This window comes from Actinomadura sp. 21ATH (assembly GCF_041951345.1).
Taxonomy (GTDB): domain Bacteria; phylum Actinomycetota; class Actinomycetes; order Streptosporangiales; family Streptosporangiaceae; genus Spirillospora.
In genome coordinates, this window is record NZ_JBGNUR010000002.1 from 1,203,805 (window position 1) to 1,220,570 (window position 16,766).

The following is a 16,766-nucleotide window of genomic DNA, read 5'->3' on the forward strand; positions in this document are numbered from 1 at the left end:
CCGGCCGACCTTGACTGGGACGATGGAGCTCAAGAACCGGATGAGCAGAGACCGCGCCCGGCTGGCGTACCAGCTGCGGTACGCGGCACGGAACCCGGAGCGGATCGTCCCGTACGCGCGGCGGCTCGCCCGCGACACGTGGCTGCGCGCGCGGGCCCGCGACCATGTGGCGTACTACCGGTCGGTGATGCGCTCGGACGCGGCGCGCAGCCCGTACGGCGCGGTCGGCACGGCCGACCAGGACCGGTGGGCGGCGATCGGCCGGCTCCAGTTCGACTACCTGGTGGAGCACGGGCTGCGGCCGTCGCACCGGATGCTGGAGATCGGCTGCGGCAACCTGCGCGCGGGCCGGCTCTTCATCGAACATCTCGACGCCGGGCACTACTACGGCGTGGACATCTCGCCCGACATCCTGTTCGCCGCCGAGGACACGGTCGCGGCGTACAAGCTCCAGGGCAAGCTGCCCCACCTGACGCCGGTGCGGGACCTGCGGCTCGACTTCCTGCCGGAACGGCACTTCGACGTCGTGCACGCGCACAGCGTCTTCTCCCACTCCCCGATCACCGTCGTCGACGAGTGCCTGGCCCATGTCGGGCGGATCCTCGCGCCGGGCGGGTTCTTCGACTTCACGTTCAACCGCACCGAGGGGCAGGAGCACCACGTCCTGCGGGAGGACTTCTACTACCGGACCGCCACGCTGGTCGCGCTGGCCCGGCGGCACGGGCTGGAGGCGCGGTTCATGGACGACTGGGAGCAGGGCAACAGGCACAAGCAGTCGAAGCTGCGCGTCACGGCGGGCTAGCCGCCCGCGCGGGCAGCCGGACGGTCACCGCGAGGCCGCCGCCAGGGCGGGGCTCGGCCGTGACGCGGCCGTGGTGGGCGGTGGCGACGGCCCGCACGATCGACAGGCCGAGGCCCGAGCCGCGGTCGGAGCGCACCCGGTCCTGCCGGAGCCGGCGGAACGGCTCGAAGATCGTCTCCAGCTCGTACGGCGGCACCACCGGCCCGGTGTTGGCGACCGTCAGCTCCGCCCACCCGTCCCGGGCGCCGGTGGCGACGCGCACCTCGCCGCCGTCGTGGTTGTGGCGGACCGCGTTCTCCACCAGGTTCTGCACGAGCCGTTCGATCAGGACCGGATCGCCGGCTGCGGGGGCGGTGCCGGTCGCGCGGCGGACGGTGACGTCGCGCTCGGCGGCCTCGGCCGCGGCCTGGTCCAGGACGTGCCGCGCGACGTCGGCGAGGTCGAGCGGGCTCGCGTCGGCGACGGCGTTCTCCCCGCCGGCCAGGGTGAGCAGCCCGTCGATCAGCCGCTCGTGCCGCCCGTTCACGACCAGCAGGGACTCCCCGAGCCGCTTGACGTCCTCGGTCGCGTCGGGGCGGCGGACCGCGACGTCCACCAGCGTCCGGTTGATCGCCAGCGGGGTGCGCAGCTCGTGCGAGGCGTTGGCGACGAAGCGGCGCTGGCCGTCGAACGCGCGCGCCAGCCGTTCCAGCATGGTGTCGAAGGTGTCGGCCAGCTCCTTGACGTCGTCGCGCGGCCCGTCGTAGGCGATCCGCTCGGTGAGGTCGTGGCTGTGCGCCACCCGGCGGGCGGTGTCGGTGATCGCGTGCACCGGGCGCAGCACCCGGTCGGCCAGCAGCCAGCCGAACCCCAGCGCCGCCGCGCTCACCACGCCCAGCGCGATGCCGCCCTGCGTCAGCAGCGACCGCATCGTCTCCTCCTGGTAGTTCTTGCGGCCCTCGACCAGCACGCCCTTGACCTGCCCCGCGCTGAGCCGGTCCTGCGGGGGCGGCGGCGCGGCCAGGGCGGGCGCCCGCTGCGGCGGCTGCCCCGCCACCTGCGTGAACGACGCCTCCGGCTCGCCCTGGTCGCGGAGGTTGTTCTGGACCAGGAGGTAGGTCAGCGCGAGCAGGACGATGCCCGCGGCGATGAACAGCCCCCCGTACAGCAGCGTGAGCCGGGCCCGGATCGTGGGCCGCAGCCGCCCGGCGACGGCGGTCATGGGATCCGGTACCCCGCTCCCGGGACGGTCTCGATGACGGCCGGGTCGCCGAGCTTGCGGCGCAGCTTCATCAGCGTGACGCGGACGGTGTTGGTGAACGGGTCGGTGTGCTCGTCCCACACCTTCTCCAGCAGCCGCTCGGCCGGGACGACGGCGCCGCCCGCGCGCAGCAGTTCGGCGAGCAGGCCGAACTCCTTGCGCGCCAGGTGCAGGTACCGGCCGTCCCGGTAGACCTCGCGGCGGGCGGGGTCCAGGCGGATCCCGGCCCGTTCCAGCAGCGGCGGGTCGGCGGGGCGGGCGCGGCGGGCCAGCGCGTGGATCCGGGCCACCAGCTCCTCGAACGCGAACGGCTTGGTCAGGTAGTCGTCGGCGCCCAGGCGCAGCCCGTCCACCCGGGCCGGGACGGTGCCGGCGGCGGTGAGCATCAGGATCCGCACCGGCGCGCCCGACTCCACGACCGCGCGGCAGACGTCGTCGCCGTGCACGACCGGCAGGTCCCGGTCCAGGACCAGCACGTCGTAGTCGTTGACGCCGAGCCGTTCGAGGGCGGCGTCCCCGTCGTAGGCCACGTCCACCGCGAGCGCCTCGGCCCGCAGCCCCTCGGCGACCGAGTCGGCGAGCATCCGCTCGTCCTCGGCGACCAGTATCCGCATGCTCGTACCCCGTTCCCGTGCCGTGCGCCGTCCGCCGCCCAAGCCTGGAGGAAGGGGCGTAACGCCGGCATAACCCGGAGCGGTTACGCCGGGGTTACCGCCGGGCCGCTGGACTTCTGCTCGCCCGCCGGGACCGTCCCGGCGGGGGACACGGAGGCGGTTCATGCGACGACACGCGCTCGTCGCGCTCCTGCTGCTCCCGATGCTGGCCCTCGGGGCCTGCGGAGGCGGCGGCAGCGGCGGCGACGGTACGGAGAAGGCGGCCGGCGACGGCGAGAAGATGCGCGAGTACGCCAAGTGCATGCGGGCGAACGGCGCGGACATGCCCGACCCCTCGGCGGACGGCCGCGTCGAGGTCAAGGTGAGCGGCGGCAAGGCGGGCGAGGAGAAGATGAAGGCCGCCGAGCGGAAGTGCCGCAGGCTCATGCCCAACGGCGGCGAGCCCCGCAGGCCGGACGCGAAGCAGCTGGCCGAGATGCGCGCCATGTCCAAGTGCATGCGGGAGAACGGCGTCCCGGACTTCCCCGACCCCGATCCCGAGACGGGCGGCATCCAGATCCGGGGGCGCAAGGGCGGCGGGGGCATCGATCCCCAGAGCACCGCCTTCAAGAAGGCCGACAAGATCTGCAACAAGAACGGCGGCGGCCGGCTGGACTCCAAGCGGGACGACGGCGGCGGTCCCGGCCTCTCCGGCGGGAGCGGCGAGTGAAGCGGGCGCGCAGGAGGGCGCGCACCACCGCGCTCGCCGCGGCCGGCGCCGTCGCGGCCGCCGGCGCGGGCCGGGCCCCCCCCCGGCTCGGCGGCGGCCAGGCCCCCGCCGCCCGCGGCGCGCTGCCGCCCGCCACCGCCCCGGTCGAGCGGACCACGCTGGTCGAGACGCGGACGGTGGACGGCACGCTCGGCTACGGCACCGCCCGTACCGTGACCGGCGGGAACGCCCGCGGCACGGTCACCTGGCTGGCCCGGGCGGGCACCGAGATCGCCCGCGGCCGCTGGGCTTACAAGATCGACAACCGGCCGGTGCCTCTGCTGTACGGGTCGCTGCCCGTCTACCGCACCCTCTCCGCCGGCACCGAGGGGCCGGACGTGCGCCAGCTCGAACGCAACCTCGGCGCCCTCGGCCACACGGGCTTCACGGTCGACGAGGCGTACGACGCCGCCACGGCCGCCGCCGTGCGCCGCTGGCAGGAGGACCTCGGGCTCCCCGAGACCGGGACGGTCGCCCCCGGCTCGGTGCTGATCGCCCCGGGCGAGATCCGGGTCGCCGAGCGCAAGGCCGCCGTGGGCGACCGGGCGGGCGGCGCGCTCCTCACCTGCACCGGCACCACCCGCAAGGTGAGCGTGGACCTCGACGTCGAGTACCAGCGGCTCGCCGAGGAGGGCGCCGCGGTGACGGTCGAACTCCCGGACGGCACCACCACCAAGGGCACGATCACGGGCGTGGGCAGGGTCGCCAAGGAAGGGCGGGGCGACGAGCCGACCACGGTCGCGGTCACCGTCGCGGTGCGCGGGCAGCGGGCGCTCGGCACGTACGACAAGGCGCCGGTCGAGGTCCACCTGACCGCCGGGCGGCACGCGGACGTCCTCGCCGTGCCGGTCGGGGCGCTCATGGCCCGGCCGGGCGGCGGCTACGCGGTCCAGGCCGTCGAGGACGGGCGCGTCCGGACCGTCCCGGTCGAGACGGGCGTGTTCAGCGAGGGCAGGGTCGAGATCTCGGGGACGGGCCTCGCCGAGGGCATGAAGGTGGGGGTGCCGTCATGACCCCCGTCGTGGAGCTCCGCGAGGTCACCCGCACCTATCCCGGCGTGACCGCGCTGGACGCCGTCTCGCTCACCGTCGAGGCCGGCGGGCCGCTCGCGATCGTGGGACCGTCCGGCTCGGGCAAGTCGACGATGCTGCATATGATCGGCACGCTCGACCGGCCCACGTCGGGCACCGTGCTCATCGAGGGGCAGGACGTCTCCCGCATGTCCGACCGGCGGCTGTCGGCGCTGCGGGCCCGCCGGATCGGGTTCGTCTTCCAGCAGTTCCACCTCGCCGCGGGCGTCCCGGCCCTGGACAACGTCGCCGACGGCCTCCTCTACGCGGGCGAGCCGCTCGCGGCGCGGCGCGGGCACGCGCGGGACGCCCTCGAACGCGTCGGCCTGGGCCACCGCCTCGGCCACCGGCCGCACCAGCTGTCGGGCGGCGAGAAGCAGCGCGTCGCGATCGCCCGCGCCGTCGCCGGCTCGCCCGCGCTGCTGCTGGCCGACGAGCCGACCGGGGCGCTGGACTCGGCGTCCGGTGCGGGCGTCCTGGACCTGCTGCGCGAGCTCGCCGACCACGGCACCACGGTCATCGTGATCACCCACGACCGCGACATCGCCGCCACGCTCCCCCGCCGGGTCCGGATGCGCGACGGCCGGATCGTCGAGGCGCACGCGGGAGCCGCCCGGTGAACGCCGCCAGGCTCAGCCCGCCGGACGTCCTCCGCGTCGGCGCCGCCGGACTCCGGTCCCGGCCGCTGCGCGTCTTCCTGTCCGCGCTGGGCATCGCGATCGGCATCGCCGCCATGATCGGCGTCGTCGGCATCTCCACGTCCAGCCGCGCCCAGCTCCAGGAGACCCTGGACCGGCTCGGCACCAACCTGCTGACCGTCGCCCCGGGTCGCGACCTGTTCGGGGACGAGACGTCCCTGCCCGCCGAGTCCGTCGGGATGATCGCCCGGATCCCGGCGGTCGAGTCGGCGTCCGCGACCGCGACGCTCGACGCCAAGGTCTACCGCAACGACCGGATCCCGGCCGGGGAGAGCGGCGGGATCTCCGTCCAGGCCGCCCGCCTCGACCTCTCCCGCACGGTCGGGCTGGAGATCGCCGCGGGCGGGTGGCTCAACCCCGCGACGGCGCGCTACCCGGCCGTCGTGCTGGGCGCGTCCGCCGCCGACCGCCTCGGCGTCGCGGGCACCGGCGCCCAGGTGTGGCTGGGCGGGCAGTGGTTCACCGTCGTCGGCGTCCTGGCGCCCAGCGCGCTGGTGCCCGAACTCGACGCCGCCGCCCTCGTCGGCTGGGAAGCGGCCGCCGCGCGGCTCTCGTTCGACGGGCATCCGACCACCGTCTACACCCGTGCCCGCAAGGACTCGGTGGAGAAGGTCCGGGAGCTCCTGGCCGCCACCGCCCAGCCGGAGTCCCCCAGCGAGATCGAGGTGAGCCGCCCCTCGGACGCGCTCGCCGCGCGGAACGCCACCGACGAGGCGTTCACCGGGCTCCTCCTCGGCCTCGGCGGCGTGGCCCTCCTGGTCGGCGGCGTCGGCGTCGCCAACACCATGGTCATCTCGGTGCTCGAACGCCGCTCCGAGATCGGGCTGCGCCGCTCGCTGGGCGCCACGAAGGGGCAGATCCGGCTCCAGTTCCTCACCGAGTCGCAGCTCCTGGCCGCGCTGGGCGGGATGGGCGGCGTCGCGCTCGGCGCGCTGGTCACCGCCGTGTACGCGGTCGGCCAGGGCTGGCCCACGGTCGTCCCCGCGTGGGCCATGGCGGGCGGCCTGCTGGCCACCCTCCTCATCGGCGCGCTGGCCGGCCTCTACCCGGCCCTGCGGGCGGCGCGGCTCTCCCCCACCGAGGCCCTCAACGCCCCGTGACCGGCTGGGCCGGCCGGGCCGCGATGCGGAGCGCCTCGACCAGCTCGCGGTACAGCGCGTCGGTCTCCAGCAGCTCCTCGTGCGTGCCGCGGGCGCGGATCCGGCCGGCCCCCAGCACCACGATGGCGTCGGCGTCGAGCACGGTGGACAGCCGGTGGGCGATCGTGATCACGGCGCCGGTGCGGGCCCGCGTCCGCACGCACTCCTGGACGGCCGCCTCGGTCAGGCCGTCGAGCTGCGCGGTGGCCTCGTCCAGGAGCAGCACGTCCGGCTGGTGGATCAGCGCGCGGGCCAGCGCGACGCGCTGCCGCTCGCCGCCCGACAGCACGGTGGACGACAGCGGCGTGTCCAGCCCCTGGTCGAGCGACTCGATCCGCCCGGCCAGGCGCAGCTCGTCCAGGACCCGGCGCAGCCGCTCCTCGGGCGCGGCCGGGCAGGCGAACAGCAGGTTGTCGCGGACGGTGCCGGGAACGATCGGCGTGTCCTGCTCCACGTACGCCAGCCGGGCGCGGATCTCGCCGTGGGAATGGGCGCCGTACGGGCGGCCGTCCAGGAGCAGCTCGCCGTCCCGCGGCTCCAGGAAGCGCAGGATGAGGGAGAACAGGGTCGTCTTGCCCGCGCCGGACGGCCCCACGATCGCGATGTGGCCGCGCCTGGGGACGGCCAGGTCGATCCCCCGTACGGCGGGCTCCACGTCCGGGCCATGGGCCGCGGTGACGTTCCGCAGCTCCAGCACGGGACCGTCGCCCGCCGGCCCCGCCGCCGCGGCGGGCCGGTCCGCCGCCCGCTCGGTCTCCAGGCCGCCGAGCTCGCGGATCCGCTCGGCGGCGGCGATCCCGGACTGGAGGGCGGTGAGGTTCTGGCTCAGCTCGGTGATCGGCTCCATCAGGCCGAACGCGTACAGCAGGAACGCGATCAGGCTTGACACCTCCAGGAGGTCCGCGCCGACCCGCCACGCCCCCAGCCCCAGGATCGCGATGATCGCCAGCTGGAGGCCGGACCAGGAGATCGTCCAGGCCAGCGCCTCTCTCCGCACCGCGCGGACGCCGAACTCGGCCGACGAGCGGGCGTCGGCCACGATCAGGTCCGCCATCCGCTCCTCGGCGCGGCTCGCCTTGACGGTGCGGACGGCCCGCAGTGTCCCCTCCAGCGTCCCGCCGAGCCGCCCGATGTGCTCCTGGGCCAGCCGCTGCGCCCTGGCCAGGCCGGGCATCAGCACCCCGAAGAGCACCCCGACCAGCACGACCGCCGCCACGGTGGTGCCGAGCAGCACGAGATCCAGCACCCCCATCAGCACGAGGGTGCCCACCAGCATGACCGACCCATTGATCAGCCCGATCAGCGCGCCGGTGGCGGCCTCGCGCAGCAGGACGGTGTCGGAGGTGACCCGGGTGACCAGCTCGCCGGGCGGCCGAGGGGCCAGCGCGGGCACGGTGGCGCGCAGGAACCGCCGCACCATCGACTCGCGGGCCTCCAGCACGACGCGTTCCCCGAGCGTCCCGAGCAGCGTCCACTGCCAGTACGACACGCTGACGCCGACCACGACCAGCCCCAGCAGCGCCAGCACCGGCCCCTTCAGCGACGCCGACCCGCCCAGCGCGTCGAGCACCCACTTGGTCACCATCGGGGTGGCCAGCCCCATCGCCGACCCGAGCAGCGCCAGCAGCAGCCCCAGCACCAGCGTGCCCCGGTGCGGCCGCGCGTACGACCACAGGATCGAGAGCCGAGAAGACGGAACGGTCATGCTTCCGAGTGGAACACAGTTGTTCCATGGAGGGCAAATGATTTCCGGAACGGCACGGCGCGCTACCTTATGACCATGCCCACCGAGAGCGGGACGCGGACCCGTACCAGGCGCGCCATCCTCGATGCCGCGGTCGCCGTCCTCTCAGCCGACGCCACCGCCTCCCTCGGCGACGTCGCTGCGGCCGCCGGCGTGGGCCGTACCACCGTGCACCGCTACTTCCCCGAGCGCTCCGACCTGCTCACGGCCATCGGCGCCGACGTCCTGGACAAGGTCGCCGCGGCCACCGACCGCGCCCGCCTCGGCGACGGCCCGGCCCCCCAGGCCCTCGAACGCCTCTGCCAGGAGCTCTTCGAGCTCGGCGACCGCCTCACCCTCCTCTTCGACACCCCGCAGCTGGCGGACTGGTCCGGCTGGGAGGAGGAGACCGACGCCGACCGCGCCCTCGCCGAACTCATCGAACGCGGCCGTGCCGAGGGCACCATCGACCCCGAGATGGACGCCGCCTGGGTCCAGAACGTCCTGTGGGCCCTCCTGTACGTGGCCTGGGAACAGACCCGCGAGGCCACCCCCAAGCACAGGGCCCTGACCCTCTGCCTCCACACCCTCCGAAAAGCGATCAGCCCTTGACCAGTACCGCCAGGCACTCGACGTGCTGGGTCATGGGGAAGGCGTCGAAGGCGCGGAGGGACTCCAGGGTCCAGCCTCGCTCGCTGAAGTAGGCGAGGTCGCGGGCCAGGGTGGCGGGGTCGCAGGAGACGTAGGCGATCTTGCGGTCGGCGATGCGGGCGATCTGGTCGACGACCGCGCGGCCGGCGCCGGCGCGGGGCGGGTCCAGGACGACGATGTCGGCGCCGCGGCGGCGGGTGCCGCGGTGGTGGCCGCCGCCGCGCTTGGTCTGGGTACGGCCCGTCCCGTCGGCGACGCCGAACTCCAGGTCGGGCAGGACCTCCTCGACCTGGCCGCGCTCGATGGCGACGTGCGGCAGGTCGCGGAGGTTGAACTTGGCGTCGCGGACGGCCTGGGCGTCGGACTCGACGCCCACGACGAGGCCGTCGGAGCCGATCCGGTCGCCGAGGAGGCCGGCGAACAGGCCGACGCCGCAGTAGAGGTCGAGGGCGATGTCGCCGGGGCGGGGGTCCAGGGCCTTGAGCACGGCGTCGGCGAGCACGGACGCCGCGCCGGGGTGGACCTGCCAGAAGCCGCTGCCGCTGATCTGGAAGAGGCGGCCGCCGACCTCCTCGCGGACGTACGGGGTCTTCTCCGCGCCCTTGCGCGCCAGCCGTACGGGGACGTCGAGGCGGGGCACGCGGGCCTTGCGGGAGCCCTTCAGCGCGACGAGGCGGTCGCCGGTGGTCGCGGAGACGATGCCCTCGACGGACGTGGCGCCGGGCCAGGACTTGCGCTCGATGCCCATCGCCTCGACGCCCGGGTGGGCGATCAGGCACTCGTCGATGGGCTCGATGTCGTGCGAGCGGTGCTTGCGCAGGCCGATGGTGCCGCGCGAGGCGGTGAACTGGACGCGGGTGCGCCAGCCGAGGCCGGGCGGCGACTCGGGGTTGTCGATCTCCTCGACGGTGACCGTCCGGGTGATGCCCGCGAGGCGCTGGAGCTGCTCCTCGACGACGGCGGCCTTGAGGCGGCGCTGGGCGGCGAGGGAGGCGTGCTGCCAGTCGCAGCCGCCGCAGCGGCCGGGCCCGGCGAACGGGCACGGGGCCTCGACCCGGTCCGGGGACGCGGTGATGATCTCCACGGCGTCGGCGCGGAGGAAGTTCTTGGTGGTGTCGGTCACGCGGGCGCGAACCCGTTCGCCGGGCAGGGCATGGCGGACGAACACCACCCGGCCCTCGTGCCGGGCCACGCAGAATCCGCCGTTGGCGACATTGCCGACCTCGAGGTCGAGCAGTTCGGGTTCACTCACGTTCGGAAACGATACCGCCGGACGGAGGCTGTTCAGGCGCCCTCGGAGGACGCGGAGGACGGCGGGACGCACCGGGCGCGACCGGCTCGGGACGGCCCTTGAGCCGGTCCGACGAGCGCAGCTGCCAGGCGACGCTGGTGACCATGACGCCGGGCACGAACAGCAGCCGGCCCTTGAGGCGCAGCGCGCTCTGGTTGTGCAGCAGGTGCTCCCACCAGTGGCCCACGACGTACTCGGGGATGAACACCGTCACCACGTCGCGCGGGCTCTTGCGGCGGACGCTCTTGACGTAGTTGAGCACCGGCCGGGTGATCTCCCGGAACGGCGAGTCGAGGATCTTCAGCGGGACGGGGACGTCCAGGTCGTCCCACTCCTCCTGGAGCCGGTGGGACTCCTGCGCGTCGACGGCGACGGTGACGGCCTCCAGCGTGGACGGGCGGGTCGCGCGGGCGTACGCCAGGGCGCGCAGGGTCGGCTTGTGGATCTGGGAGACCAGCACGATGCCGTGGTTGCGGGCGGGCAGGGCGACGTCCTCGCCGGACGGGACCAGCTCGTCGGCGACGCGGTCGTAGTGCCGCCGGATGCCGCGCATGAGCAGGAACAGCAGCGGCATCGCGATGCAGACGATGTAGGCGCCGTGGGTGAACTTGGTGACCAGCACGACGATCAGCACGGTGCCGGTCAGGAGCAGGCCGAACGCGTTGATCGCGCGGGACCGGCGCATCTGCCGGCGGGCTGCCGGGTCCTCCTCGGTGCGCAGCAGCCGGTTCCAGTGCCGGACCATGCCGGTCTGGCTGACGGTGAACGACACGAAGACGCCGACGATGTAGAGCTGGATCAGCCGGGAGACGTCGGCGCCGTACGCGAAGATCAGCACCCCGGCCATGGTGGCCAGGATGATGATGCCGTTGCTGAAGGCGAGCCGGTCGCCGCGGGTGTGCAGCTGGCGCGGCAGGTAGCGGTTCTGGGCCAGGACGGAGCCGAGGACGGGGAACCCGTTGTAGGCGGTGTTGGCGGCCAGGACCAGGATCAGCGCGGTCATCAGCGTGATGAACCCGAACATCGGGGTGAAGTTGCTGAAGACGGTGTGGGCGACCTGGGCGATGACCGGGTCCTGCTGGGTGACGACCTGCCCGGTGGCGGGGTCGACGAGGGTGCTGTGGTGGGACGGGTCGGCGAACTTGGCGTCGGTGATGTAGGCCAGCGCGGTGACGCCGGAGAACATCGTGATCGCGATGACGCCGAGGGCGAGCAGGGTGGCGGCGGCGTTGCGGCCCTTGGGCTTGCGGAACGCCGGCACCCCGTTGCTGATCGCCTCGACGCCGGTGAGGGCGGCGCAGCCGGACGCGAACGCCCGCATGAGCAGGAAGGCCAGCGCGAAGCCGCCCAGGCCCATCTCGGCGCCGTGCACCTCCAGGTCGGCGGTCTCGGCCTTGAGGTCGGCGCCCATGGCCAGCCGGCCGAAGCCCCAGATGAGCATCGAGAAGACCGCGAACATGAACAGGTACGTCGGGATGGCGAAGGCGAAGCCCGACTCCCGGATCCCGCGCAGGTTGAGCACGGTGATCACCAGCACCAGCACCAGCGCCGACGCGACCTGGTGCTCGCGGACGATCCCGACGAAGGCGCCGAGGTTGTCGACCGCCGAGGAGATCGACACCGCGACCGTGAGGACGTAGTCGACCAGCAGGGCGCTGGCGACGACGACGCCCCAGTTGCCGCCCAGGTTCTCGGTGGCGACCTCGAAGTCGCCGCCGCCGCTGGTGTAGGCGCGGACGTTCTGCCGGTACGAGGCCACCACGGTCAGCAGCACGACCACGACGGCCAGGGCGACCCAGGGGGTGAAGTGGTACGCGGCGATCCCGGCGACGCCGAGGGTGATGAGGATCTCCTGCGGGGCGTACGCCACCGACGACAGGGCGTCGCTGGCGAACACGGGCAGCGCGATCCGCTTGGGGAGCAGCTGCTCGTGCTGCTGGGCGCTGCGCAGGGCGCGCCCGAGCACCGCGCGTTTGGCTAGGTCCGAGGCCTTCGACACGGAGGCGACTCTAGCCCTTGGGGGCGACGGCCCCCCGGGCGGATCACCGCCTGGCCCGAAACGCCCGCCGGCGGGCCCGGGGAGGGGCAGGCGGCGGGGCGGCTGGGTAGTAACTTGCCTGGGCGGATGTGTAGTTTTGCAGCCCGGCAAGGATCACTGGTCCCGCGGTAACGGGGAAGGAACGGGCGTGCATATCGTGATCATGGGGTGCGGCCGCGTCGGGTCGACGCTCGCCCACATCCTGGAGGACAAGGGCCATTCGGTGGCGATCATCGATCAGAACCCCGAGGCCTTCCGCCGGCTGCGCAGCGGGTTCCGGGGGCGCCGGGTCACCGGGTTCGGGTTCGACCGCGATGTGATCGCCGAGGCGGGGATCGAGCAGGCGTCGGCGTTCGTCGCGGTCAGCAGCGGCGACAACTCCAACATCATCTCCGCCCGGGTGGCGCGCGAGACGTTCGGCGTCGACAACGTGGTGGCCCGGATCTACGACCCCCGACGCGCCGAGGTCTACCAGCGCCTCGGCATCCCGACCGTGGCGACGGTGCGGTGGACCGCCGACCAGATCCTGCGCCGGCTGCTGCCCGAGGGCGCCGAGCCGCTGTGGCGCGACCCGACCGGGGACGTGGTGCTGGCCGAGCTGGACACCGGCCCGATCTGGGTGGGCGACAAGGTCGCCGCGCTGGAGGAGGCGGCGGGCACGCGGGTGGCGTTCCTGACGCGGATGGGCGAGGCGGTCGTCCCGCACTCCGACACGGTGATCCAGGACGGCGACATCGTGCACATCATCGCCCGCGCCGGCGATCTCGAACGGGTCAACGCCGCGGTCGCGGTGCGCACTGAGGAGGACGCGTGATGCGGGTCGCGATCGCCGGGGCCGGCGCGGTGGGCCGCTCCATCGCCCAGGAGCTGCTGGAGAACGGCCACGAGGTGCTGCTGATCGACAAGAGCCCCAAGGCCATCAAGGTGGAGATGGTGCCGCGGGCCGAGTGGCTGCTGGCAGACGCCTGCGAGATCGCCTCGCTGGACGACGCGGCGCTGGAGCGCTGCCAGGTCGTGGTGGCCTCGTCCGGCGACGACAAGGTCAACCTGGTGGTGTCGCTGCTGGCCAAGACCGAGTACGGGGTGCCGCGGGTGGTCGCGCGGATCAACCACCCCAAGAACGAGTGGCTGTTCAACGAGTCGTGGGGCGTGGACGTCGCGGTGTCCACGCCGCGGCTGCTGTCGGCGCTGGTCGAGGAGGCCGTCAGCGTCGGCGACCTGGTCCGGCTGATGACGTTCCGGCAGGGCGAGGCCAACCTGGTCGAGCTGACGCTGCCCGACGACGCCCCGCTGGGCGGTGAGCGGGTCGGGTCGGTGAGCTGGCCGCGCGACACGGCGCTGGTGGCGATCCTGCGGGAGGGCCGGGTGCTGGTGCCGGCCGACGACGACACGCTGGAGCCGGGCGACGAGCTGATGTTCGTGGCCAGCCAGGACGTGGAGGACGAGCTGGCCGAGCTGCTCAGCCCCCGCTGAGCCGCGCGGCCACGCCCCCGGCCCCTGCCGGCTCCGGGGCGCTGCTTAGCGGTACTCGGCGAGCCGGGGCCGGACCCCGGCGATCAGCAGGGCCGACAGCAGGGCCGCGCCGCCGAGCGGGAGCGTCGCCCAGGGCTCGACCTCGCGCGACGCGGCGCGGGCCCGCCGGTCGAGATCGCGCCGGTTGACGTCCGTCAGGGTGGCCAGGAGCCGGTCGTACGCCTCCCATGCCCCTGCGCTCCCCTCCTCGTGGCGGGCGCGCAGGAACTCCTCGTCCACGGCCGACACGTCCCCGGCGATCGTCGCCGTGTACAGCGAGGCGCGCTTCAGCCGCGCCGCCGGTTCCGGCGAGCCGTGCACGGCGGGCTCGCGGGTCCATTCGGACGCCCTGACCTCGGAGTACACCCGCGCCGACTCGTACGGGCCCGTCTTGAGCGTGCGCAGCCCGTCCGCCTGGGTCCGCATCATGCCGGCCGCCTGCGCCACGAGCAGGAGCGCGAGCACGGACGCCGCGGCGGCCGGCGGATTGATCATGCGGCGGTGGCGGCGGGTGAGGAGCGCGTTGAGCGGGCCCAGGACCGCCAGCAGCGCCAGCCCGAGCCAGTTCGCCGCGGTGGCGGTGCCGCCCGCGGTGCGGTGCGTCTCCCGGTACGTGCGGTCGAGGTCGCGGTGCGCGGAGTCGGCCAGCCGTTTCGCCGCGGGGAGCAGCGTCTCCCGCATCAGGGCGGCGGCGTCCCGGTGCCGCGCCGCGCGATCCGCTCCCCGCGCCTCGCCGGCGGCGGCGGCGAGGACCTGGTAGCGGCCGAGACCGTCCATGATCGTGCGGGTCTCGTGCGCGGCGGCGCGCGCGCCGGCCAGCTCCCGCAGGTCCGCGTTGGCCCGGGCCAGCGCCCGCTGGAACCGGTCCCGGGCCTGGACGCGGGCGGGCTCGTCCCGGTCGCGGACGCCGGCGGCGAGCAGCGCGGCGAGGGCGGAGTCCAGCTCGCCGAGCCGGATCCGGAGGTCCGCGGCCGCCAGCGACCGCGGCGCCTCCCGGCCGCCCGCGCGGCGCAGCCCGCCGCGCAGGTCCGCGGCGGTGACCGCCACGAGGGCGCCGAACGCGACGGCGAGCACGACGGCCAGTACGGTCAGCGCCCTGAGCCGGGCAGGTGTACTCCAGCGGCGGCGGCGCGGCGGTACCGGGTCCGGTACGCCGAGCCCGGTCACGGGCATGAACGTGGTCACGGGTGTTCGCCTCCCTGGACGTCAGAGCAGGGTCTTGGGGCGGACGTCGTTGGCCAGTTCGATCAGGGCGACGCGGTCGCGGCGGCGGTCCGACAGCCGGGCGAGCGCGCGGTAACCGCGTTCCAGGCCGTGCCGGACGCCCCGCTGGGTCAGCGGCCGCCCGAGCAGGACCAGGCCGGCGGCCGAGGTCAGGGGCAGGGTGCGCAGCCACTCCAGCGCGGCGCGCAGGATCAGCACGCTCAGCCGGTGGTGCGGCACGCCGGTGAGGCCGAGCCGTTCCAGGCGCTCGCCGGCCGCGACCAGCTCGGCGGGGTCGAGGCCGGCGGGGTCGCGGCCCGCCAGCACCGCCACGATCGCGGCGGCCTGCGCGTCGGCGTGGTGGGCGGACGACTCGGGCACCGCCAGCAGGGCCGCCACCGCGGCGTCCCGCTCCCCCAGCGCGAGCCGCGCCCTGGCCAGCCCGAACGCGGCACCGGCCTGGCCGGGGTCGGCCCGCCACACGGCCGCGTGGCGGCGGGCCGCGGCGGCGTGGTCGCCGCGCAGCTCGGCGCACAGGCCGCGGGCGAACCTGGGGGCCGGCTCCCCCGGCACCAGGGCGTGGACGCGGTCGAAGTGCCGTTCCGCCGCGTCGACCTCGCCGGCCTTCAGCGCGCAGACCCCGCGGTACCAGTCGTACCGCCAGTCTCCGGTCAGCCCCTCCAGCAGCAGCCGCACCGCCTCGTGATCGCCCTGCCGGAGCCCTTCCGCGGCCGCCCGCAGCGTCGCGCCGCCGCCCGCGCCCGCGGCTCCGGGCGCGGGTACGGGCAGGACGTCGGCGACCCAGGCCGCGCCGGGGAGCGGGCCCGGCCCCGGCGCCGAGGGGCCCGGCCGGAACAGGCCCGACCGCCAGGGCCGGGGCGGGCCGCCGGTGTCCGCGCACACCTCGGCCAGCACCCCGGCGACCTGCTCGGCCATCTCCCCGGCCGAGCCGAACCGCTCGGCCGGGTCGGGATGGGCGGCGCGGCGCAGCAGCCGGTCGTACGCCCCGTACCGGGACAGCAGCGGCACGTCCGCGCGCTCGGGCAGCGACTCCCGGTACTCGCCGGTGTAGCCGGTGAACGCGAAGCTCAGCACGGCCATCGTCCGCGCCACCGTGTACAGGTCGGAGCCGATCGACGGGCCGTGCTCGGCGATCTCCGGGGCCTGGTAGCCGACGGTCCCGTACACGGGCCCGGCGGGGTCGCCGATCCGGCGGACGCCGCCGAGGTCGATCAGCTTGAGCTGGTCGCCGGAGTGGATGGCGTTGTCGGGCTTGAAGTCGCAGTAGAGGAGGCCGAGGCCGTGCAGGTGGCCGAGCGCGCGCAGCGCCTCCAGCCCGTACGCGAGCACGTGCGCGAGGGGCAGCGACCCGCCCGCCCGGCGCCGTTCCAGGGCGAGGTCCTTGAGCGAGCGGCCGCCGACGTACTCCATGACGATGTAGCCCTCGCCGAAGTGCCGCACGAAGTTGTGGATGCGGACGATGTTGGGATGATCGGCCGCGGCGAGGAAGCGGCGCTCGGCGGCGGCCGCGGCGCGCAGGTCCGGGTCGTCCGAGCCGATCATGCTCTTGAGCGCGACCCGGCGGCCGGACACGCCGCGGTCGCGGGCCAGGTGGACCCAGCCGGTGCCGCCGTGCGCCAGGCAGCCGAGCACCTCGTACTGCGCGGCGACGATGTCCCCCCGCGCCAGGCCGGGCACGAAGGAGAAGCGGATCCCGCACTTGGGGCAGAAGCCGCGGGTACGGCCGGGCGCGCCGTCGCGGCCGCGGCCCACCGGGGCGTCGCAGCCGGCGCAGAAGCGCCGGTGCTCGGGCACCACGGGGTCGGCGAGCACCGCCTCGGCCGGATCGCGGGACGGGACCGGCGGGACGTGGACGAGCCCGGCGCCGAGCGTCCCGCGCAGCGCGCCGCCGGGGGCCGGGAACCGTGGGGACAGCGGGGACGGTGAGGACAGTGAGGGCAGCGGGGCGGGTGCGGGCGGCGTCATGCGCGTCTCCTGTCGGCGGGCTCGCTCGCTACGACGCCGACCAGACTTCCC

At 74.7% G+C, this 16,766-nt stretch carries 15 protein-coding genes; 8 read left to right on the top strand and 7 right to left on the bottom strand.

Going from position 1 to position 16,766, the window contains the following annotated elements; all coding sequences use genetic code 11:
- The first annotated feature begins 40 nt into the window (after positions 1–40).
- Entirely contained in the window at positions 41–802 is a 762-nt protein-coding gene (locus ACA361_RS11925) for a class I SAM-dependent methyltransferase (protein WP_375011921.1), read from the top strand.
- Here the strand turns inward: ACA361_RS11925 and ACA361_RS11930 are convergent.
- Entirely contained in the window at positions 789–2,003 is a 1,215-nt protein-coding gene (locus tag ACA361_RS11930; RefSeq protein WP_375011922.1) for a sensor histidine kinase, read from the bottom strand. The two genes, ACA361_RS11925 and ACA361_RS11930, sit on opposite strands and share 14 nt — an antisense overlap.
- On the bottom strand, positions 2,000–2,656 hold the full coding sequence (locus ACA361_RS11935) for a response regulator transcription factor (RefSeq protein WP_375011923.1): 657 nt from the start codon (positions 2,654–2,656) through the stop codon (positions 2,000–2,002). The genes ACA361_RS11930 and ACA361_RS11935 overlap by 4 nt, the downstream gene beginning before the upstream one ends.
- A gap of 163 nt (positions 2,657–2,819) precedes the next feature.
- On the opposite strand from ACA361_RS11935, the gene ACA361_RS11940 reads away from it, so the two are divergent.
- Genes ACA361_RS11940 through ACA361_RS11955 form a run of 4 tightly spaced genes read left to right on the top strand, consistent with a single transcriptional unit; the run spans position 2,820 to position 6,272 of the window.
- Positions 2,820–3,365 carry a hypothetical protein gene (locus ACA361_RS11940; protein WP_375011924.1) on the top strand — a complete coding sequence of 182 codons (546 nt, stop codon included), beginning with the start codon at positions 2,820–2,822 and terminating at the stop codon, positions 3,363–3,365.
- Positions 3,362–4,417: a peptidoglycan-binding protein gene (locus tag ACA361_RS11945; RefSeq protein WP_375011925.1), complete on the top strand. Its 1,056-nt coding sequence runs from the start codon at positions 3,362–3,364 to the stop codon at positions 4,415–4,417. Before ACA361_RS11940 ends, ACA361_RS11945 begins: the two co-directional genes overlap by 4 nt.
- Positions 4,414–5,094, top strand: a complete 681-nt coding sequence (locus tag ACA361_RS11950; RefSeq protein WP_375011926.1) for an ABC transporter ATP-binding protein — start codon at positions 4,414–4,416, stop codon at positions 5,092–5,094. The genes ACA361_RS11945 and ACA361_RS11950 overlap by 4 nt, the downstream gene beginning before the upstream one ends.
- Positions 5,091–6,272: an ABC transporter permease gene (locus ACA361_RS11955; RefSeq protein ID WP_375011927.1), complete on the top strand. Its 1,182-nt coding sequence runs from the start codon at positions 5,091–5,093 to the stop codon at positions 6,270–6,272. The genes ACA361_RS11950 and ACA361_RS11955 overlap by 4 nt, the downstream gene beginning before the upstream one ends.
- Here the strand turns inward: ACA361_RS11955 and ACA361_RS11960 are convergent.
- Positions 6,259–8,016, bottom strand: a complete 1,758-nt coding sequence (locus ACA361_RS11960) for an ABC transporter ATP-binding protein (RefSeq protein ID WP_375011928.1) — start codon at positions 8,014–8,016, stop codon at positions 6,259–6,261. The genes ACA361_RS11955 and ACA361_RS11960 overlap by 14 nt on opposite strands.
- A 75-nt stretch (positions 8,017–8,091) precedes the next feature.
- Between ACA361_RS11960 and ACA361_RS11965 the strand changes: the two genes are divergently transcribed.
- Entirely contained in the window at positions 8,092–8,646 is a 555-nt protein-coding gene (locus tag ACA361_RS11965) for a TetR/AcrR family transcriptional regulator (RefSeq protein WP_375011929.1), read from the top strand.
- On the opposite strand, the gene ACA361_RS11970 is transcribed toward ACA361_RS11965, so the two are convergent.
- Together ACA361_RS11970 and ACA361_RS11975 are read right to left on the bottom strand one after the other, a co-directional pair.
- Positions 8,636–9,937 carry a class I SAM-dependent RNA methyltransferase gene (locus ACA361_RS11970; RefSeq protein WP_375011930.1) on the bottom strand — a complete coding sequence of 434 codons (1,302 nt, stop codon included), beginning with the start codon at positions 9,935–9,937 and terminating at the stop codon, positions 8,636–8,638. The genes ACA361_RS11965 and ACA361_RS11970 overlap by 11 nt on opposite strands.
- Positions 9,930–11,975 (bottom strand): APC family permease, encoded by a 2,046-nt coding sequence (locus ACA361_RS11975; RefSeq protein WP_375011931.1) that lies wholly within the window; start codon positions 11,973–11,975, stop codon positions 9,930–9,932. Before ACA361_RS11975 ends, ACA361_RS11970 begins: the two co-directional genes overlap by 8 nt.
- 187 nt (positions 11,976–12,162) lie before the next feature.
- On the opposite strand from ACA361_RS11975, the gene ACA361_RS11980 reads away from it, so the two are divergent.
- Both ACA361_RS11980 and ACA361_RS11985 read left to right on the top strand, forming a co-directional pair.
- On the top strand, positions 12,163–12,828 hold the full coding sequence (locus ACA361_RS11980) for a TrkA family potassium uptake protein (protein WP_366621455.1): 666 nt from the start codon (positions 12,163–12,165) through the stop codon (positions 12,826–12,828).
- Positions 12,828–13,487 (top strand): potassium channel family protein, encoded by a 660-nt coding sequence (locus tag ACA361_RS11985; protein ID WP_375011932.1) that lies wholly within the window; start codon positions 12,828–12,830, stop codon positions 13,485–13,487. The genes ACA361_RS11980 and ACA361_RS11985 overlap by 1 nt, the downstream gene beginning before the upstream one ends.
- A gap of 45 nt (positions 13,488–13,532) precedes the next feature.
- Here the strand turns inward: ACA361_RS11985 and ACA361_RS11990 are convergent, their stop codons facing one another.
- Together ACA361_RS11990 and ACA361_RS11995 are read right to left on the bottom strand one after the other, a co-directional pair.
- Complete coding sequence (locus ACA361_RS11990; RefSeq protein ID WP_375011933.1) at positions 13,533–14,711, bottom strand: hypothetical protein; 1,179 nt, start codon at positions 14,709–14,711, stop codon at positions 13,533–13,535.
- A 21-nt stretch (positions 14,712–14,732) separates the two neighbouring features.
- On the bottom strand, positions 14,733–16,715 hold the full coding sequence (locus ACA361_RS11995; protein ID WP_375011934.1) for a tetratricopeptide repeat protein: 1,983 nt from the start codon (positions 16,713–16,715) through the stop codon (positions 14,733–14,735).
- Positions 16,716–16,766: the final 51 nt, after the last annotated feature.